Annotated in this window: 16 protein-coding genes; 9 read left to right on the forward strand and 7 right to left on the reverse strand. The window is 51.7% G+C overall.

The features are described 5' to 3' along the window. Positions 1–43: 43 nt before the first annotated feature. Positions 44–2221, reverse strand: a complete 2178-nt coding sequence (gene recQ / locus J3P34_RS02810; protein ID WP_210466282.1) for a DNA helicase RecQ — start codon at positions 2219–2221, stop codon at positions 44–46. 69 nt (positions 2222–2290) lie between these two features. Between recQ and J3P34_RS02815 the strand changes: the two genes are divergently transcribed. Beyond that, positions 2291–3259: a KpsF/GutQ family sugar-phosphate isomerase gene (locus J3P34_RS02815; protein ID WP_210486336.1), complete on the forward strand. Its 969-nt coding sequence runs from the start codon at positions 2291–2293 to the stop codon at positions 3257–3259. Between the two features lies 1 nt (position 3260). Next, positions 3261–4337 (forward strand): mannose-1-phosphate guanylyltransferase, encoded by a 1077-nt coding sequence (locus J3P34_RS02820; protein ID WP_210486337.1) that lies wholly within the window; start codon positions 3261–3263, stop codon positions 4335–4337. A 79-nt stretch (positions 4338–4416) separates the two neighbouring features. Here the strand turns inward: J3P34_RS02820 and J3P34_RS02825 are convergent, their stop codons facing one another. From J3P34_RS02825 to J3P34_RS02845, 5 genes are all read right to left on the reverse strand, one after another. Next, positions 4417–4824 (reverse strand): hypothetical protein, encoded by a 408-nt coding sequence (locus tag J3P34_RS02825; protein ID WP_210486338.1) that lies wholly within the window; start codon positions 4822–4824, stop codon positions 4417–4419. 299 nt (positions 4825–5123) lie between these two features. Further along, positions 5124–5936, reverse strand: coding sequence for a 23S rRNA (guanosine(2251)-2'-O)-methyltransferase RlmB (gene rlmB, locus J3P34_RS02830; RefSeq protein ID WP_210466286.1), 813 nt, complete (start codon positions 5934–5936; stop codon positions 5124–5126). A gap of 270 nt (positions 5937–6206) precedes the next feature. Further along, complete coding sequence (locus J3P34_RS02835) at positions 6207–9215, reverse strand: glycosyltransferase family 117 protein (RefSeq protein ID WP_210486339.1); 3009 nt, start codon at positions 9213–9215, stop codon at positions 6207–6209. Positions 9216–9339: 124 nt separating this feature from the next. After that, positions 9340–9972, reverse strand: a complete 633-nt coding sequence (locus J3P34_RS02840) for a T9SS type A sorting domain-containing protein (protein WP_210486340.1) — start codon at positions 9970–9972, stop codon at positions 9340–9342. Positions 9973–10151: 179 nt separating this feature from the next. Then, positions 10152–10865, reverse strand: a complete 714-nt coding sequence (locus tag J3P34_RS02845; protein ID WP_210486341.1) for a biotin--[acetyl-CoA-carboxylase] ligase — start codon at positions 10863–10865, stop codon at positions 10152–10154. Positions 10866–10956: 91 nt separating this feature from the next. Here J3P34_RS02845 and rsfS point away from each other — a divergent pair, with 91 nt between their 5' ends. From rsfS to J3P34_RS02870, 5 genes are all read left to right on the forward strand, one after another. Continuing rightward, positions 10957–11355 (forward strand): ribosome silencing factor, encoded by a 399-nt coding sequence (rsfS, locus tag J3P34_RS02850; RefSeq protein ID WP_210466289.1) that lies wholly within the window; start codon positions 10957–10959, stop codon positions 11353–11355. Between the two features lie 114 nt (positions 11356–11469). Then, a complete protein-coding gene (gene ftsH / locus J3P34_RS02855) occupies positions 11470–13515 on the forward strand; it encodes an ATP-dependent zinc metalloprotease FtsH (protein ID WP_394371300.1) in 2046 nt (681 codons plus the stop codon). A gap of 38 nt (positions 13516–13553) precedes the next feature. Continuing rightward, positions 13554–14204, forward strand: coding sequence for a LutC/YkgG family protein (locus J3P34_RS02860; RefSeq protein ID WP_210466291.1), 651 nt, complete (start codon positions 13554–13556; stop codon positions 14202–14204). Beyond that, a complete protein-coding gene (locus tag J3P34_RS02865; protein ID WP_210486342.1) occupies positions 14188–14967 on the forward strand; it encodes a UDP-2,3-diacylglucosamine diphosphatase in 780 nt (259 codons plus the stop codon). Before J3P34_RS02860 ends, J3P34_RS02865 begins: the two co-directional genes overlap by 17 nt. Beyond that, positions 14948–15787 carry a hypothetical protein gene (locus J3P34_RS02870; RefSeq protein ID WP_210486343.1) on the forward strand — a complete coding sequence of 280 codons (840 nt, stop codon included), beginning with the start codon at positions 14948–14950 and terminating at the stop codon, positions 15785–15787. Before J3P34_RS02865 ends, J3P34_RS02870 begins: the two co-directional genes overlap by 20 nt. An 816-nt stretch (positions 15788–16603) precedes the next feature. On the opposite strand, the gene sugE is transcribed toward J3P34_RS02870, so the two are convergent. Then, positions 16604–16930, reverse strand: coding sequence for a quaternary ammonium compound efflux SMR transporter SugE (gene sugE, locus J3P34_RS02875; RefSeq protein WP_210466294.1), 327 nt, complete (start codon positions 16928–16930; stop codon positions 16604–16606). A gap of 508 nt (positions 16931–17438) precedes the next feature. Here sugE and J3P34_RS02880 point away from each other — a divergent pair. After that, on the forward strand, positions 17439–18500 hold the full coding sequence (locus tag J3P34_RS02880) for a sensor histidine kinase (RefSeq protein WP_210486344.1): 1062 nt from the start codon (positions 17439–17441) through the stop codon (positions 18498–18500). Next, positions 18500–19285: a LytR/AlgR family response regulator transcription factor gene (locus tag J3P34_RS02885; RefSeq protein WP_210486345.1), complete on the forward strand. Its 786-nt coding sequence runs from the start codon at positions 18500–18502 to the stop codon at positions 19283–19285. The genes J3P34_RS02880 and J3P34_RS02885 overlap by 1 nt, the downstream gene beginning before the upstream one ends. The last annotated feature ends 13 nt before the right edge of the window (positions 19286–19298 follow it).

Genomic DNA, 19298 nt, shown 5'->3' on the forward strand with positions numbered 1-19298 from the left:
CAGAAAAGCAGGTACTGCCACCTGCTTTTCTGTTTTCTACATCTTAGTTCGCGTATTTAGAGAGGAATTTGATCCGCATGAGACGGAGGTCATCCTCGGTATAATCATCGGTGCCCAGCTCTTTGATGGCGGCGGCCATGTTGTCTGTGGTGGCACTCATGAAATAGTCAATCACTTCCTGCTGACGGTCATCGTCCAGCACTCCGTCTATGTAGTAGTCCAGGTTAAGCTTGGTACCGGAGTAGCAGATGTGCTCAATCTCCTCAATGAGTTCAGACATGGTGAGGCCTTTGGACGAGGCGATCTCTTCCAGATCCATCTTCTTGTCTATCTGCTGGATGACGTAGATTTTGAGCTTTGACTTGTTCACCGTGGTCTTCACCACCACATCGGCGGCGGTCACAATGTCATTCTCCTCCACGTATTTGGAGATCAGTTCCAGGAAGGGCTTCCCAAACTTCTGCACCTTGCCCATACCCACCCCGGCAATGTGCGCCAGGTCTTCTTTGGTGGTAGGGTACGTGGTAGCCATCTCTTTGATGGACGGGTCCTGGAATAGCACATAGGGCGGCAGGTTCATGTCCTTGGCCAGCTTCTTGCGCAGTGCCTTGAGCAGGTCAAAGAGAACCGCGTCATGGCCGGCGGCGGCCTGCGTTTCTTCTTTCTCCTCTTCCTGCTGCACTTCCTCGTCAAAGTTATGGTCTTTGGCGAATTTGATGGAGTGCGGGCTTTCTAAGAAATCTTCACCTTTATCTGTGATTTTCAAAGTTCCTACGTTTTCAATGTCTTTCTCCAAAAAGTCAAACAAAAGGGCTTGCCGGATAATTGAATTCCAGAACTGGGGCTCCTGCTCCTTGCCTACGCCAAACACTTCCAGTTGATCGTGGCTGTAGCTTTCTACATATTGGTCTTTGAACCCAATGAGCACATTGACCAGGTGATCTATGCCAAAACGCTGGTTTGTCTGCACCACCGCCTTTAAAGCGTAGGTGAGTTCCTGCTCGGCCTCAAATTTCTCTTTAGGATGTACGCAGTTGTCGCAGAACCCGCAGTCTTTGTCATACTGCTCACCAAAGTAGTGCAGCAGCTGGCGCCGGCGGCAAACCGCTGAGTCGGCGTAAGACGCCATCTCCTGTAATAATAACTTAGAATTGTCGCGTTCGGTTACAGGCTTGTCTTTGCTGAATTTCTCCAGCTTCACAATGTCATCATAACTGTAGAACATGAGGCAGTTACCCTCCAATCCGTCGCGTCCGCCGCGGCCAGTTTCCTGGTAGTAGCCTTCAATAGACTTAGGCGTATCATAGTGGATCACGAACCGGACATCGGGCTTGTCAATCCCCATCCCGAAGGCAATGGTAGCCACAATCACATCCACGTCCTCGTTCAGGAAAGCGTCTTGGTTGGCCATGCGCACGTTGGAGTCCAGTCCGGCGTGGTACGGCAGCGCTTTGATGTCGTTTACCTGCAGCAGCTCGGCAATCTCCTCTACCTTCTTGCGGCTCAGGCAATAGATAATCCCACTTTTGCCTTTGTGCTTTTTGATGTACTGGATAAGCTGCTTTTTGGTATTGTGTTTAGGTCTTACCTCATAGTACAAATTTGTACGATTGAAAGAGGACTTGAACACAGAGGCATCGTCCATCTGCAGGTTTTTCTGGATGTCCAACTGCACTTTGGGCGTGGCGGTGGCAGTCAGGGCAATGATAGGCAGGTTGCCTATGTTGTCAATAATGCCTCTGATCTTGCGGTACTCCGGCCTGAAGTCATGCCCCCACTCAGAGATACAGTGGGCTTCGTCAATGGCTACAAACGCGATTTTGGCTTGTTTCAGGAAATCCAGGGTATCTTCTTTGGTGAGGGACTCGGGTGCTACGTAGAGCAGTTTCACGTCACCGCTCACCGTTTCCTTTTTCACCTTGTTCATCTCCGCCTTGGAGAGCGTGGAGTTCAGGAACTGGGCATTCACCCCAAAAGCGTTCAACTGGTCCACCTGGTTTTTCATGAGCGCAATAAGCGGGGAAATCACAATAGCCGTGCCTTCCATGGCCAGGGCGGGCAACTGGTAGCAAAGTGACTTTCCGGCACCGGTTGGCATGATCACAAAGGTGTTCTTGCCGGCCATGATGTTCTCTATAATCGCCTCCTGGTTGCCCCTGAATTGACTATAGCCGAAAACTTCCTTTAATTTGTTCTTTAATGATTCTTGTTTTACTAACATGTAATATGCTTGTTGTGAGAAACAAGGGTTTGTACTTTCTGTTGTTGTCTTGTCTAATACAAATCTAACTTGAATATCACGAAAAATATCAAAAGCATCGCAAAAAAAGTGTTGGAAGAGGAAGCCACCGCAATCCTTAAACTCGCTGATTATATCAATGAGGATTTTGAGGCATGCGTACAGGCAATTCTGGCCATCAAAGGTCGTGTGGTGGTCACGGGCATTGGCAAAAGCGCCAACATCGCCTCCAAGATAGTGGCCACGCTCAACTCTACCGGCACTCCGGCCCTTTTCATGCACGCCGCCGATGCCATCCATGGGGACCTGGGAATGATCCAGGCCGATGATTTCGTGATCTGCCTTTCAAAAAGCGGCAACACCCCAGAGATTAAAGTTCTGGTTCCGCTGCTCAAGCGCAAAGGCACCCAGTTGGCGGCCCTGGTGTCTAACGTAGATTCCTACCTGGCCCAGCAGTCTGATTTTATCCTGAACGCCACCATTGAGCGCGAAGCCTGCCCTAACAACCTGGCCCCTACCACCAGCACCACCGCGCACTTGGCCTTAGGCGATGCTTTGGCGGTTTGTCTTTTGGAGTCACGCAACTTTAGCAAAGAGGATTTCGGGGCCCTGCACCCCGGCGGGTCCCTGGGCAAGCGGCTTTACCTTAAGGTAGGTGATATCTACGCGCTTAACGCCGCGCCGCAGGTGAACACCGCTGCCACCCTAAAAGAGATCATCATTGAAATCTCCTCAAAACGACTGGGGGCTACTGCGGTTCTGGATAATTCTGGTAACTTAACGGGTATTATCACCGACGGGGACTTACGGCGCATGCTCTCCAACTTTGAGAATCTGACGGGTATTACGGCCGCAGACATCATGACCCCTTCGCCGCTCACCATCGATTGTGATGAATATGCCGTAGAAGCCTTAGCAACGATGCAAAAGAAAAACATTACGCAACTCATTGTCACCAAGAACGGCACTTTCACCGGTTTTGTGCACCTGCATGATTTACTTAAAGAAGGATTAGTATAAAATGAACGACAATACCTATGTGGTAATCATGGCGGGTGGCATTGGGAGCCGCTTCTGGCCGTTTAGTAGGGTAAGTCATCCCAAGCAATTCCATGATGTACTGGGCATTGGCGAAAGCATGATTCAAACCACCGTGAAGCGGTTCCAGGACATTTGCCCCCCTGAGAACGTTTTTGTGGTTACGCACCGTGACTATGACAGCCTGGTACGGGAGCACCTGCCAGAACTCACCGATAACCAGATCCTGCTGGAGCCCATTGGCAGAAACACCGCTGCCTGCATTGCCTACGCCTGCTTTAAGATAGCCAAGCGCAACCCCAACGCCAATATTGTGATTGCCCCGGCAGACCACGTGATCCTGCGCGAAGAGTCTTTCAAGAACTGCGTGCGCGAAGCCCTGGCGGCCACTGCCGAAAACGAGATCCTGGTGACCCTGGGTATCAAACCTACCCGTCCGCATACCGGCTATGGTTACATCCAGTTTATTGACGATGAGCAGAACAGCCTCAAGAAGGTAAAAACGTTCACCGAGAAACCCTCGCTGGAGATTGCCCAAATGTTCCTGGACAGCGGCGAGTTTGTCTGGAACGCCGGTATTTTCATCTGGAACGCCCAAGCCATTGTAAAAGCTTTCCACCAGTACCTGGGCGACATGGCCGAGACCTTTGACGAAGGCATCCCCGTGCTGGACACCGACCAGGAAGAGGCATTCATCAACCGGGCTTACTCCCATTGTCGTAACATCTCCATTGACTACGGCATCATGGAGAAAGCCGATAACGTGTTTGTGATTCTGGGTGATTTTGGCTGGTCTGACCTGGGCAGTTGGGACTCACTCTACAGCCTGTCTGAGAAAACCCCCGAGGGTAACGTCATTGAAGGAAACGTGCTGGCCTACGATGTCAAGAACTGCATCATTAAAACCCCGGCAAACCAACTGGTGGTGCTGCAAGGCTTAGAAGACTATATTGTGGCCGCCCATGACAACGTGTTCATGGTCTGCCGCCGCGAAGACGAGCAAAAAGTAAAAGACTTCGTGGCCGATGCCAAGGCCATGAAAGGCCAGAACTTCATCTAAGATTCCTTTTTCCAATAAAAAGCGTGGGGGCTCCTGCAAACCAGGAGCCCCCACGCTTTTTATGTTATTGTTGAAATTCTTACTCCGGCTGCTGCAACCTCAACCTGTATACATCCGTAATATCGCCGCGCTTGCGGATAAAGGTAACCTCCTGGTTTTGAGTGCTTACAACGTAGGCACCATCCAGAATCAACGTCCAGTCAAACTCCGCGGTCCAGAAGGAATTATCCTTGAACACTATCTCCTGCCCTTCCATTTGGTAGGTGCCCTGCCCAATAGCCGGGTATTTCACGTGGTCACTGCTACCCGAAAATGAACTTCCGTCCAGCACTAAGGTGACATTGGCGACATCATAATCTGCGGTTGGGCTTGACCTCTGGAACTGCCCCACATAGGTTCCACTAGGCAGCACGGCAGGCTCCTGGTCTTTGTCAAAGCAGGAAAACGACAAGAAGGCCAGCAACAGGAGTAGTAAGTTCTTTTTCATAACAGTGGCTTTTTCTTCAAGACCCTGCCTAGAGTCAAAAGGCTGCATGAGGCTTTCCAAAGATCATGAATTTTTGACTGCTTTTCGCGGTCAGCTAAATTCCATCCGGTTGGCCTTTGTGCTTGTTGATGGTAACACCAACAAGGGCGAGGTATTGACAATATGGACCTGACTAGCTGACGAAATGAACCTGATCATCAGATTTACGCCATACAGGAACAAAATACATAAAGCGCTTCGGGCCTGTTTTCTTAAAAACAGGCCCGAAGCGCTTTAGACTATGATCAAATACGGTAAGGCTATTCTGCTTTACGCTGCCTCAGGGCTTCATAGAGTATGATGCCGCTGGCTACCGATACGTTCAGGGATTGCACCTGGCCGATCATCGGGATTTTCACGCGCACATCGGCTCTCTTGAGGTACTCAGGGGAAATACCGTCTTCCTCGCTGCCCATGAGCACGGCAATAGGACCGGTCAAATCCACGGCGGCATCGGTGAGGTTATCATCGGCTTTTTCGGTACAGGCCACCACTCTAATGCCTGATTGCTTCAAGAAATGCAGAGTGTCTTTGAGGTTGGGCTCACGGCAAACCGGAATCAGGTTCAAGGCACCAGCCGAGGTTTTAAGGGCATCGGCGTTGATTTGGGCAGCTCCGCGGCTCGGGATCACGATGGCGTCCACGCCCATACACTCGGCGTTACGGGCAATCGCCCCGAAGTTCCGCACATCGGTGATGCGGTCCAGCACCAGCAGCAACGGATCTTTGCCCTTTTCAAAAAGAGAGGCTACAATCTCATCCAGCGGAGAATAAGAGATCGCGGAGAGATAGGCCACCGCACCCTGGTGGTTCTTGCGGGTTAATTGGTCCAACTTCTCGTTGGGCACCAGGGAAATCGGAATCTGGGCCTCGCGGGCCAGCTCGGTGATTTCCTGGCTGATGCTATGCTTGGTGCCTTTGAGCAGATAGATCTTCTCCATGGTCTTGCCGGCGTGCAAGGCTTCCAGTATCGGCCGCAGGCCGAACACCATCTCCATTTTATCTACCTTGGGTTGGGTAAAGTGTCTTGGCTTGCCGCCGCCTTCTCTATCTCTGTAATTTCTGTTCTCCATGGATGTTATGCGTTGATCTGCAGCCAGGCTGCTTTTCTGATTTGCCTGCAAAGGTAGCCGTATTTCCGCAGAAATGAAGCAGAAGCTTCCGCTCCCGGCTCAGGGCGTTCTAGCGGGCACCCTTTCCTACTTTCTGCTTCTTTGAAGTACGTAAGAACAGACCTCCTGTTTTTAACCCGGTTTTCTGAAAAGAAGCCGCAAACAGAAGTTTGGTAAAAAGCAGAAGGGCCGGATATTTCTACCCGGCCCTTCCGTTTTGATCAATCCAATTTACTTGCCCATCTGGCCGTAGTACTGCATGAACTTCTGCTCAATCTCAGCGGATTTCTGGGTCAGGCCAACCTGGCGCGACACCTGAATCAACTGCTGCATGATAAAGAGGTTGATGCGGATCTCGGTCTCAAACATGGAGCTTTGCGTGAAGTAATACCGCAGGGCGGCGTCTGACCGCGCTGACATGGTGTTCACGATTTCCTGGGCGCGTTTCTGCTCGCCTACCTCGTACAACGGCACTACAAACGGCGGAATATAGTAGTCATACGGGATGGATTTATCCGGCAACTGCGCGAAGCAGTAGTCCATGATCTTCTTGGCGGTGGCTTTGTCGCCGGCTTTCAGGTACTCCAGGGTGAGCTGGTAATACTTGTCGCGGGCATTGGCCGGGAAACGCAGGTAATTCTCATCGTAGAAGATATCCGTACGGTCCAGGTTGCGCCAGGAGAACTTGTTCATCATGTTGTCATACATGATGTCCTTGGCGATGTAACCCATCTGATCCTGGCTTCTGCTCTGCACCGGCACAATCCTGTAAGCCAGGCCTTCCAGTTGCAGGTAGTTGTCCAGACCCATGAAGTCAGAGTTGTCGGCGGTGGTAGAGAAGTACACAGGGCGCTTCCAGTTGTTGTTCGCCAACAGGTCAAGGATTGCCAGGTGCTTTTTCTCCAGGCCGCCTTTGTCAATGGTGAAGCGCATTTGGCTCACGATGGAGTCTCTGTAGGCCGCTGGCACCGCATTGGCGGCGATGACGGCGTTCTTGTCCACGTTCAGGAAGAAGTTCTTGGTTGGGAAAGACAGGTACGTACGCCCGGCGCGGTCCCCAATCTGCAGCGCCTGGTGGTTCTGCTTCACCAACTGGATGTACTGTTTCAGGTCAATGCCGTTGGCTACCTCGGGGCGTTCCACGTACGGCAGGTAGTCGTTGATACCCTGGCGGTAGTTCTCGTTTTCCAGGCTCATCGGGAACGGCTCAGACTTGTAGGCCTGGCGCTTCATTTGGTCCAGGTACCAGTCGGTGTTCATGTAAGAGAGTACGGCTACGCGCACATCCGTCCGGAAGCCTTCCACTTCCTGGGCATACCAAAGCGGGAACGTATCGTTGTCACCGTTGGTGAACAGGATGGCGTTAGGCGCCACAGAGCTCAACAGGTTTTTAGCCGAGTCAACGGAATGGTAACGGTCTGAGCGGTCATGGTCGTCCCAGCCCTGGGCCGCCATGATGCCGGGAATCAGCAACCCGATCACCGTAGCCACCACGCCGCCCAGCACATCAGACTTGAGGGTGCGGCGCAGGAAATCGGCGACAGCCAACACACCCAGGCCAATCCAGATACAGTAGGCGTAGAAAGCACCGGCGAAGGTATAATCGCGCTCGCGCGGCTCAATTGGCGGTTGGTTCAGGTAGATTACAATGGCAATACCGGTAAAGAAGAACAAAAGGCCCACCACAAAGGCATCGCGCTGTTTTCTCCTGATTTGGAAAATTAAGCCCAGAATCCCCAGCGCCAATGGCAGCATGTAGAAGTTGTTGCGGGCTTTGCTCTCGGCTATGCGGGCTGGCAGCCCGTCATTGCCTTCCCAAGGCCACAACACGCCAGACTGCTGAATATCGCCCTCGCGGCCCACGAAGTTCCAGCCGAAGTAACGCCAGAACATGTGGCCCATCTGGTAACGGAACAAGAAGCTCATGTTCTCCCCGAAGCTTGGCTTCTGGCCTTCCTGTATGTCTACCCATTTCTTATACTGGGCAATATGACCAGGTTGGTTGCTGTACAGACGGGGTAACAGGGTCTTGTCTTTTGAATCGTATACCGTCTCCATCTTGCGGCCTACCTCAATGTATTTGTCTTTGCCCTTGATGTACTGGGCAGCGCCTTCTTTCTGGTCTATAGGCTCCGCGTTGAACTGCGGCCCGAACAGTAACGGACGGTCACCGTACTGCTCCCGCTTAAGGTAAGACACAAAGCTCACGATGTTCTCTGGGTCGTTCTCGTCAATGGTGGGGTCGTAGCCCGAGCGGATTGGGATGATGAGGTAAGATGAGTACCCGATGAGCACGAAGATGAAGCTCAGCAAAGCCGTATGCAGCGTGCGGTTTCCGGTTCTGATGGCGTAACGCACCGCCCAAACAATGGCTGCAATGAACAGCACCACAAAGAAGATCACGCCTGAACCAAACGGCAATCCGAAGCTGTTCACGAACATCACTTCAAAGGAACCGGCAATAGAAGGCAAGCCCGGGATAACACCAACCAGCACTACACCTAAAATCACGGCGCTTACCACCAAAGTAATAAGAGCGCCTTTGTTTGAGTACTTTTTAAGACGGAAAAAGAAAATAAAGGCCAAAGCCGGGATGGCTACCAGGTTCAGCAAGTGAACGCCAATGGAAAGACCCACCATATAGGCGATAAGAATGAGCCATTTGTCTGAAACAGCATCATGGGCACGGCTTTCCCAGCGGAGCATGGCCCATACCACAAAAGCGGTAAAGAAGGATGAAAAGGCGTACACCTCGGCCTCTACTGCAGAGAACCAGAAAGAATCAGAGAAAGTGAATGCCAACGCACCAACAGCAGCAGCCCCCATGATGGCAATAGTCTGCCCCAGAGTGGGCTCTACCAGGGTTTCTTCTGGAGCGATAGCCGTAGCCATAGCACCCAGGGTGCTGGGGCGTTGGTTTGGCACCAGCAGTTTACGGGCCAGGATACTGATGGTCCAGAACAGGAACAACACGGTGAAGGAGCTGGAAAGCGCCGAGAGCAGGTTCACCCACCAGGCCACTTGCGCCGGCTCACTCGCAAACAAAGAGAAAATACGCCCCAACAACAGGTAAAAAGGAGCTCCGGGGGGGTGTGGCACTAAGAGTTTATAGGAACAGGCAATAAATTCTCCGCTGTCCCAGAAACTGGCCGTTGGCTCCAGGGTAAGTACATACGCGATGGTTGCCACCGCAAATACCAGCCAACCTACCAGATTGTTGATCCGATTGTATTGCAACATGATGTGTTAAAGATTGAACCCTCGAAATTAGCAATTTTCTGCACGTTTAGCCTCTTGCAGACCCCAATAAATAAAAAAAGAGCCAGCGCAGGCTGGCTCTTCCTATAACTTAGGCAGCTGAAAATTATTGCTGCTGCAGAATGAGTCGTTTGGTTTCCACCATTTTTTCGTTTACCAGCAGGCTGTAGAAATAGATACCAGCCGGCAAAGGCGAAAGATCCACCATGATGGTCTCAGAGGAAGCAGGCTTGCTTACCGGAATCTCTTTGTACACTTTACCAATGGCGTTGGAGATCCTGATCTTGTAGTTGTCATCGCCTAGCGAGCTCAACGAGATCTTGGTCATGCCCCTGGAAGGGTTAGGATACGCGCTGAGGGAAGGAATGACCTTGGGCTCCTTCACCCCCTGGTTCCCTGATAGAATCCTGCTGGTGCTGGCGTACAGGGCTGTGATTTGGCGCAGCCCGGGCTTTGCCGTTTTGGCGCCTGTATTTTTTGTCAGGTACAACAATGGCGAATACTTTTTCACGTTCGGGTTGTAGGAAGCAAGGGTTGAGGCCGCCGGTATCCCAAAATCCGTGATCGCTAGATTGGCAGAAGTACGCCAGTTCAGGAAAACGGTATCGGATTCAGACGTACTGGCCGCACGGGAACCCAGAGGCAAACCGCCCCGAATCTCGCCCAGAGAGGATGCTTTACTGCCTAAAACAATGCCCAGGGTTAGAACGCCCAGGATAACGCGTGTAAAAATTTTCATACCATATATGCCAAGAAGTTGGTGACTAAATGCGGAATCGTTCAAATATAGCAACGGATCTTTAAACTACAAACTAAACTATAGAATATTTCCTATCTATAACTATAAAAAAATCAATAAACCCTTTGTTCTGTACAAGCTACTTTAAGCCTGTATTTCAAAAACTGGGCCAAAAACAACTACTCTTCCATCACAAATTTAATCTCCTGGAACTGGAAGAACTGCAATTTTTGTTCTATGAGTACCGCCAACCGCCCAGTCGCGTCAACCCCGGTGATTTGCCCCGGCAGCACCTGCCCTCCTACCTCGTAAGAGTGCCATTCCTGGTAACGGTACAAATGCTGCAGGTACTCCCTTTTCTGGGCTTCGCCGGCCCCGGTCCGCAGTGCCAGGTACCGCCGCTCCAGATTTTCCAGTAACTTGCTGATGGCCTTGGGCAGGGGAATTTGTTCTCCGGTGAGCAAGGCCAGGGAGGTAGCCCTTGTGTGGACAAAGGAAACCTGGTTCACGTTGAGGCCAATACCAATAACACTGTGCTGCAGGAACCGCCCGCTTACTGCGTTCTCAATCAAGATGCCACCCGCTTTCCGGTCCCTGTAGTACAGATCATTAGGCCATTTAAGGGCTACCCCTTCGGGCAGGTATTCCCGCAGAAGGTCAAGCGCAGCTAGGGAGACGGCGATGTTGAGCGAAAATTGGTGCTGGGCCTCTAAAAAGGTTGGCTTTAATATGACAGATAACGTAATGTTTTTGTCAGGCTCCACGTCCCAGGTATTGCCACGTTGGCCGCGCCCGCCGGTTTGGGCACCCGCCACTATGACACAACCATCAGTGGCGCCATTTTTGTTAAGAAGCAGATGCGCCTCTGTGTTAGTGGAGGCACATTCTGGCATAAAAACCAATTGCTGGCCTATAAAAAGGGTATTTGGCGAAAATTTATGCAAAGACTTTAGTATTTTTGAAGATCAAATTTATATTTCCCAGATGAAACACAACACGATTCAGGACAATTCCGACATATTGGCAGAACTGGTAGTAAAAGGCATGCAAGAAAGAAAAGCAGCTGACATTGTCGTTCTAAACCTGAAATCTTTGAAGAATGCCGTCTCTGACTACTTTATCATAAGCTCCGCTAGCTCAGACACCCAACTAGACGCTATTGCTACGTCTATTGAGGAAGAAGTTTTCAAGCTAACGAAAGAACATCCCTGGCAGAGTGAAGGCCGCACCAACCGCGAATGGGTGGTACTAGACTACGTAGACGTAGTGGCCCACATTTTCCTCAAGGATAAGCGTAATTTCTATGCCCTGGAAGAGCTTTGGGGTGATGCCGAGATTACGCACGTAGAGCCTACCACAGGCACTACATCGGCGGTGGTTTAAACAATGCCCCCGTCCGGAGGTTTACTTTTTATTGAGAGAGAACAACCCATGACAGACAAACCAGAAAAAAAGAGAAAAAGAAAAATAATACCCAATACCCCGCCCCGCCCAACCATGCAGATCTGGGTTCTGGCGGCCTTGGTGATCTTTATTTTCGGCCTTACTTACTATAACAACCTCAACGCCACCATTGAAATCCGGCAGCCCCGGTTTGAGGAGATGCTGTTGGCCCAGGATGTGAAGAAAGTAGCCGTAGTGAACAACAACGTGGCAGAGGTGACCTTGAAAGAGGAAGCCCTGAAGAACGATAAATACCGGGCAGAACTGGAGAGCCGCGGGGGTGGGTTCAGCATGAACACGCAGGGCGCGCAATATCACTTCCCTATTATCACTGCCGAGAGCTTTAAGCAGGATCTGGACCAACTGCAGGCCAATATCCCGCGTGAGCAGCGCGTGCCTTTGGAAATTGAGAAGCGCACCGGTCTATTGGAGCTCCTCATGGGCTGGCCGTTCTTTATCCTGCTCATGGTAGGTTTCTGGTTCCTGATGCGCCGCATGGCGGGCGGAGGAGCCGGCGGACAGATCTTCAACATTGGGAAATCGCGCGCCGCCCTGTTTGACGCCGAGAACCGCGTGAAGATCACCTTCAAAGACGTAGCCGGGCTTGAGGAAGCCAAAGAAGAGATCCAGGAGATTGTAGAGTTCCTGAAGAACCCCACCAAGTTCACCATCCTGGGAGGTAAAATCCCTAAGGGTGCTTTGCTGGTAGGTCCTCCGGGTACCGGTAAAACCTTGCTGGCGAAAGCCGTAGCCGGTGAAGCCGAGGTTCCGTTCTTCTCCCTGTCAGGCTCTGACTTTGTGGAGATGTTTGTGGGGGTAGGTGCCGCCCGCGTGCGTGACTTGTTCAAGCAGGCCAAAGCCAAAGCCCCTTGTATCATCTTCATTGACGAGATTGACGCCATCGGGCGTTCCCGTAGCCGCGGGCAGATGCCAGGCGGTAACGACGAGCGCGAGAACACCTTGAACTCCCTGCTGGTGGAGATGGACGGTTTCGCCACTGATTCAGGCGTGATCATCCTGGCTGCCACCAACCGCCCAGACATCCTTGACTCCGCTTTGCTGCGTCCCGGACGTTTTGACCGCCAGATCAGCATTGACAAGCCAGACATCAACGGCCGTACCCACATCTTCGGGGTACACTTGGGTCCTTTGACCTTAGCCGATGACGTGGACGCGAAAAAACTGGCTGCCCAGACCCCTGGGTTCGCCGGGGCCGAGATCGCGAACGTGTGTAACGAGGCTGCCCTCATCGCCGCGCGTCGCAACAAGAAGGCCATTGAGATGAAAGACTTCAACGATGCCATTGACCGCGTGATTGGTGGTTTGGAGAAGAAAAACAAGATCATCTCTCCGCAGGAAAAGAAAATTGTGGCTTACCACGAGGCTGGTCACGCCATTGCCGGTTGGTTCCTGGAGCACTGCGATCCGTTGGTGAAAGTGAGCATCGTTCCGCGTGGCGTGGCTGCGTTGGGATACGCTCAGTACTTGCCTAAAGAGCAGTTCCTGTACAACACCGAGCAGTTGGTAGACGAGATGTGTATGGCCCTGGGTGGCCGTGCGGCTGAGCAGATCGTGTTCGGGAAAATCTCTACAGGAGCCTTGAGTGACCTGGAGCGGATTACCAAAATGGCTTACAGCATTGTGACCATGTATGGCATGAATGACCGTATAGGCAACCTGTCGTTCTATGACTCCAAGCAGCCGGATAACACGTTTACGAAGCCTTATTCAGAAACTACCGCAGAAACGATTGACTCTGAGGTACGCCTGCTGGTAGGTGACGCGTATAACCGCACCCTGCAGCTGTTGTCTGACAGACGGACCGAACTGGAACTGGTGGCGCAGGAACTGTTAGAGAAGGAGATCCTTTTCCAGCACGACCTGGAGCGTCTGGTAGGCCCAAGGCCTTTCGAGGGATTGACCAACTACCAGGCCCATACCGCCGGCACAGACCGCAGCAAGACGCAGAGCGAATTGGCCGGTGAAAGCCATATCACAACCCCAACCGGTGCCCAGCAAAACCAGGAAGACACGCCCACGGCTGCAGAGCCAACCGGCGCACCGTCTTCCACCGGCGAAGGAACTACGTTCAATTCGTAGCCCTTTTCTGAAAAACAGGCCCTAAACGGAAATTCAAAATGTACGAAGCCAAATCCAAAGAGATTGTGCTCCGCAAGGTAAGAGAGGCGCTGGCTAAGTCAGCGCCTTTTCTGCCTCCTACCCCAGACTTCTCCACCTCGGTTTACGGGCCGCTGCTGGAAGACCTCTCGGTGCTTTTCGCGGAGACCTTTATCCGCAACAGTGGCACCTTTGTGTACTGCGAGAACGAGGAGGATTTCTTTGACCAGCTGTTTGAGTTCAAGAAAGAGCGCGGCATTGACAACCTGTACGTGTGGGAACCGGCCCTGAAGAAGATCCTGCACGCCGGGGGCATCAACTTCAACGGCACCGAGGACGACTTCATCAACAATGCCCAGGCGTCGCTCACCACCTGTGAGGCACTGGTGGCGCGTACCGGCAGCATTCTGGTTTCCTCAGCCAACGCCAGCGGCCGGAGATTGTCCGTTTACCCTGCCATGCACCTGGTGGTGGCCAAACTGTCGCAACTGGTGCCCGATATCAAGCAAGCCCTGCAGTTTGTGCAGGGAAAATACGGCAACCGTTTGCCGTCTATGCTTTCACTGGTAAGCGGCCCCAGCCGTACTGCCGACATTGAGAAAACCTTAGTCATGGGCGCCCACGGCCCCAAAGAACTTATCCTGTTCCTCGTTGATGATCACACCGATTGACCACCTGCCGCCCGGTAAAAAAGTCTACTTCGCTTCAGATTTCCACTTAGGGGTTCCGTCTCCGGAGCAAAGCCTGGCGCGCGAGAAAAAGATTGTGCGGTGGTTAGATCAGATCAAGGCAGATGCGCACGCCATTTTCCTTTTGGGAGACATTTTCGATTTCTGGTTTGAATACAAGCATGCCATCCCGCGGGGGTTCATCCGCTTGCAGGGCAAACTAGCCGAGATTGCCGATAGTGGCATCCCCATTTACCTTTTCACGGGAAACCATGACATGTGGATGTTCGATTACTTCCCCAAGGAACTGAACATCCCCGTGCTCCGGAAGCCTATCTCCACCAAAATAGGGAACCATACCTTCTACATCGGCCACGGCGATGGCCTGGGCCCGAAGGACTACACCTACAAGGTCCTGAAGCGGATTTTCGCCAACAAGATGAGCCAGTGGTTTTTTGCCAGCATCCACCCCAACATGGGCATCGGGTTGGCCACTTTCTGGTCGCGCCGAAGCCGTATCCAAAACACAAAGGTGGACGAGGTCTTCAAGGGCGATGACGAGTGGCTCGTGCATTACTGCCAACGGGTGGAAGGAAGGCAGCACCATGACTTCTACGTCTTCGGGCACCGCCACTTGCCGCTGGATCTGCCCATTGGCGACCGCAGCCGCTACCTGAACCTGGGAGAATGGGTCAATTTTTGCTCCTACGCCGTATATGATGGACAGGAACTCACCCTTACGTATTTTGAAAAGCAGCCTGCCTAAGTTCTGCCTGTGCATCCTGGCCTGGTTCTTCCTGGTGCCTTTGTTTAGTCAGGCGCAAACTCCGACTTGGACACTGGCCTACCAGTTGCCGGCCAAGGGCAATGCCCTGCTGTCTATTGACCGCTTTGACCGCACTTATCTTTCAGATACCCGGCAAAACATCATTCAAATAGACACGGTGGGCAAGGTACTTAACACCTTCTCGCCGCCTACGCAGGGACGAGTGGCCATGGTAGAGGCCTGGAGTCCGGCCAAGATATCAGTGTTCTATGATGACCGGCAGCGGGTGCAACTCCTGGACCGTTTCCTCACGCCTCTAGGCCTAGCCGATCTGCGGGAATACACCGATGGCACCATCAGGGCCGCTACCCTGGCTGCAGATGACCGGCTCTGGCTTTTTGACGAGACCACTTTCCGCCTCCTCAAGGTAGACACCCGAGTGAACAGCGTGGTGTTTGAAAATCCGCTGGAACTGCTGCTGGACCGCAGGCAGCACGATATCACCTTTATGCGCGAGTACCAGGGCAAGCTGTATATGGTAGACCGCTCCTCGGGCATTTACGTGTTTGACAACCTAGGCAACTATCAGAAAAAGCTGCCCCTCCCCAATCTTACCTATCTCGGGTTTCTAGGCGATGAACTGTATTACCTATCTGGAAACCAGCTCCAGTTTCAGCACCTCTACACCTTCCAAACCCGCACCATCTCCTTACCTGAACAGACCCTCTCCTACCGGCAGGTATTGATAGGTGACAAATACGTCTACCTTCTTACGAACGACACCCTGTTTGCTTACCGCCGGAGGCAAGGGTTGTTTTAAGCGTGTTTTTATATAATCAGGCTAAAAAGTGGTTGGCCGAATACGGTTCCTTTTTGTAGTAATGCTTGAAAAACGATGGCATCTAAAAAGTAAGGGCAGTTCTTGTTGGCGCCCTTTTTCTTGTTGATTACGCGGATTGCGTTTTGAACCGCGGGAGACAAGGCGATGCCAGGTCTATACATTGTTTAATTTTTGGAAAGCGTAGATCAGTAGGTGTAAACACTCCTCCTCGCACCTCTCAACGGTGAAGTCTTGGATATAATAAAAAAGGATAGGTGGTACTATTGAATTGGCCTTTAAGCGGTCCTAAATGCGGTCTTAAGGCTAGTGCCTCACAGCAGTTGCAAACTGCCGGCCATTTTGGGTCCAAGTCGCAGACTTGAACCATGGAACTGAAGAGCAAACGCCATGACCAGCAGGTGTAAACACCCCTCTACAGAGCTACGCTCGCTGCCTCAAACTCTCGTTTGGGCAATCCTCAAGGGGAGAATCTCAGAAGAGAAGACCTCACAGGAAAAAAGACGCTCGCAGGACCTTCGGACGCTGCGAGGTCTGAGGCGTTCCCGCTACGCATTCCCTATTCCAGCCTTTCGGTGGAGCGCCTTTGTTTTAGACCTGGTGCCGCAGGCAGGCCAACCGGCCAAGGCTAAAACAGCAGCGCGAGGCCGGAAGGCGGGCCTCGCGGCCTGAGCGCTCGGATCCTAGCTATGGAACAGTTATGCTCATGAACTAACAGAAACAGCGGCACCACGCCAGCTACAGCGGACTACGTGTACCAACCCACATACAGCCAAGCCCACAAAAACTGAAACATCCTTATTCCTTCGCTAAAAACTTCAACCCCAACACGCCGGCAATAATCAACCCGATGCAAACCAGGCGCAAAGCGTCCTTGGGTTCATTGAAAAGAATCATCCCTAAAATGGCAGTGCCTACGGCACCAATTCCAGTCCAGGAGGCATAGGCGGTACCCACGGGCAAAGTGCGCATGGCCTGGGCTAGCAAGACAAAACTCAGGATCATGATGACCACCGTAACAACAGTAGGCACCAGCCTGGAAAACCCTTCTGTATATTTTAAACCAATAGCCCAGCCAATCTCGCAAAGGCCCGCCAACACTAAATACCACCAGGCAGAATTCATAGATGTCTCTCTTTAAAAATTGGAAGAATCAGGAAGCTTAATCTGTAGATACCACAGCTTCAGGGTATTAATTTCCGCCTTGGTCAGGATTATCTTGCCGGCTTGCGGTGAAAAGATCTAATTGCAAACTTAGCGGAGGTAATATCCCACTGGGATTCTTACGCAAACTTATGAAAAAAGCCGACAGGCCCTTTTGCTTCTTTTGCCGGCGCAGACCAGGCCTTGAGGCAAACGGATGCAAAAAAGGGCATTTGGATTCTGATTAAATTTACCACCCGGGCGGACACATTCTTTGCTTTTAGGCAGGAACACCAGACCCGGTCTAAAGATATTTTAAGGCTGTTTTTCAAAAAGTAAGCTTAGAACAGAACGTCAAACTTCAACCATTACCAGAATGAGGAGAGCGCACGAAACGGATTCTTTCACGGCGGCAGAGCGCTTTCATACTTTTTGAACTATGCTTCTCTCCACAGAGTTTTTGGACAGGCTGTTTGTGCAGTCGCCATTTATGAAAAAGAAGTTTCAATTCAAGAACAAGCACCTGTTGCGCTATTTGGGCAACACAGGCATTGCTTTTCTTATTTTCTGGACGTTCTTCTTTATCCACCGGGTAGGCGTGCGTGATTTTGAGGCGTTGGATGTTTTCCGGTTGCTCTACAATGCCTTGATGGTAAACGTGGTACTGGAAGGAACCCGCCGCATTGCCAAACGCCTGAGCCGGAAATATGACTGGCGCGAGTACGGGCTGCGCCGCTTTATCTATGAATGGGTGGCCGTGCAGATCTACATCCTGCTGGTGATGGTGTTGTTTGAGATCATGCCAAGGTTGGTATTCGGGCAGATGGAGTATGACTTCCAAGACCCCAACGCCATGCGCGACCTCAAAGAAGTGTTTGTGTTTGGCAGCATCATTCTGCTGTTTGTGCACTTCATCAGGTCTGGCATCTACTTCTACAACCAGTGGCACCGTTACCTCATGCAGTCTGAGAAGCTGAAGAAGGAAACCATTAAAGTGCAGTTTGAGTCTCTGAAACAGCAGGTGAACCCGCACTTCCTGTTCAATAGTCTTAATGCCCTTTCCTCGCTCATTTACAAAGACCAGGACTTGGCCGCCAAGTTTGTGGAGCAGCTGTCAAAAGTGTACCGCTACGTGCTGGAGAACAAAGATAAAGAGCTGGTGACCCTCAACACCGAGCTGGACTTTATCTATTCTTACCTCTTTTTGCTCAAGATCAGATTCAGGGAGAACCTGCGGGTGAACATGGACGTGCCCGATCATCTGCTCAATCACCAGGTAGCCCCGCTCACCATGCAGCTGCTCATGGAAAACGCCATCAAGCATAACATCGTGAGCCGCGATGAGCCTTTGTTCATTGACGTGTTTGTGGAGGGCGATTATATCATCATCAAGAACAACCTGCAGCTAAGAGAGAGCAGCGAAGAGTCAACCGGCGTGGGTCTGAAAAACATCATTAACCGCTATAAATTCATCACCGATAAAAAAGTGGACGTGGAGGTAACAGCCCACGATTTCATTGCTAAATTACCGCTTCTAAACAAAGCCGCCTGATGAACATTCTCCTGATTGAAGACGAGTACCTGGCTTCAGAAAAACTGGAAGCCCAACTGCTGCGCTACGACCCCAGCATCCAGGTGGTAGGCACTATTGATTCTATCCGCAACGCAGTGAAGTGGTTTGAGTCCAATCCGGCGCCCGATTTGGCTTTCCTGGACATCCACTTGTCTGACGGCAACAGTTTTGAGATTTTCCAGAAGGTGGAGGTGAAGTGCCCCATCATCTTCACCACGGCTTATGACGAGTATGCCGTGAAAGCGTTCAAGGTGAACAGCATTGATTACCTGCTCAAGCCCATCAGCAACGAGGACCTGGGCGCGGCCATGGACAAATTCAAGGCGTTGCGGCAAAGCCAGCCCGCGCCAGCTCCGGCTTTAGACATGCAGCAGATCATGGCGCTCCTGAATCGCAACTCCGTCCCTGCCACCGATACGCCTAATTACAAAACCCGGTTCCTGGTGAAAACCGGCCAGAAAATACGCTCGGTCTCCACTGATGAGATCGCCTATTTCTACGCCGAGGACAAGATCGTTTTCCTCATCACCAACGCCGGCCAGCGCTTCATCACCGACTATACCCTGGATACCCTGCAGGAGCTTTTGGACCCAGAGCATTTCAGCCGACTTAACCGCCAGTTTATTGCCCACATCCACTCCATTGACGAGATTCACCCTTACCTTAAAGGCCGCCTTAAAGTGTACGTGAAACCTGTTACTGATAAGGAAATCATCATCAGCAACGAGCGGGCCGCGGCTTTCAAAGAGTGGCTTGGCAAGTAGTTGTTTAGAGCCT

It is taken from the genome of Rufibacter aurantiacus, assembly GCF_017916345.1.
Taxonomy (GTDB): Bacteria; Bacteroidota; Bacteroidia; order Cytophagales; family Hymenobacteraceae; genus Nibribacter; species Nibribacter roseolus.

Coding starts and splice junctions, on each gene's coding strand:
- J3P34_RS02820 (WP_210486337.1), top strand. CDS start 3,261: ATGAACGACAATACCTATGTGGTAATCATGGCGGGTGGCATTGGGAGC.
- rsfS (WP_210466289.1), top strand. CDS start 10,957: ATGAAACACAACACGATTCAGGACAATTCCGACATATTGGCAGAACTG.
- J3P34_RS02860 (WP_210466291.1), top strand. CDS start 13,554: ATGTACGAAGCCAAATCCAAAGAGATTGTGCTCCGCAAGGTAAGAGAG.
- J3P34_RS02835 (WP_210486339.1), bottom strand. CDS start 9,215: ATGTTGCAATACAATCGGATCAACAATCTGGTAGGTTGGCTGGTATTT.
- J3P34_RS02865 (WP_210486342.1), top strand. CDS start 14,188: ATGATCACACCGATTGACCACCTGCCGCCCGGTAAAAAAGTCTACTTC.
- recQ (WP_210466282.1), bottom strand. CDS start 2,221: ATGTTAGTAAAACAAGAATCATTAAAGAACAAATTAAAGGAAGTTTTC.
- J3P34_RS02825 (WP_210486338.1), bottom strand. CDS start 4,824: ATGAAAAAGAACTTACTACTCCTGTTGCTGGCCTTCTTGTCGTTTTCC.
- J3P34_RS02880 (WP_210486344.1), top strand. CDS start 17,439: ATGAAAAAGAAGTTTCAATTCAAGAACAAGCACCTGTTGCGCTATTTG.
- ftsH (WP_394371300.1), top strand. CDS start 11,470: ATGCAGATCTGGGTTCTGGCGGCCTTGGTGATCTTTATTTTCGGCCTT.
- J3P34_RS02840 (WP_210486340.1), bottom strand. CDS start 9,972: ATGAAAATTTTTACACGCGTTATCCTGGGCGTTCTAACCCTGGGCATT.
- J3P34_RS02845 (WP_210486341.1), bottom strand. CDS start 10,865: ATGCCAGAATGTGCCTCCACTAACACAGAGGCGCATCTGCTTCTTAAC.
- sugE (WP_210466294.1), bottom strand. CDS start 16,930: ATGAATTCTGCCTGGTGGTATTTAGTGTTGGCGGGCCTTTGCGAGATT.
- J3P34_RS02885 (WP_210486345.1), top strand. CDS start 18,500: ATGAACATTCTCCTGATTGAAGACGAGTACCTGGCTTCAGAAAAACTG.
- rlmB (WP_210466286.1), bottom strand. CDS start 5,936: ATGGAGAACAGAAATTACAGAGATAGAGAAGGCGGCGGCAAGCCAAGA.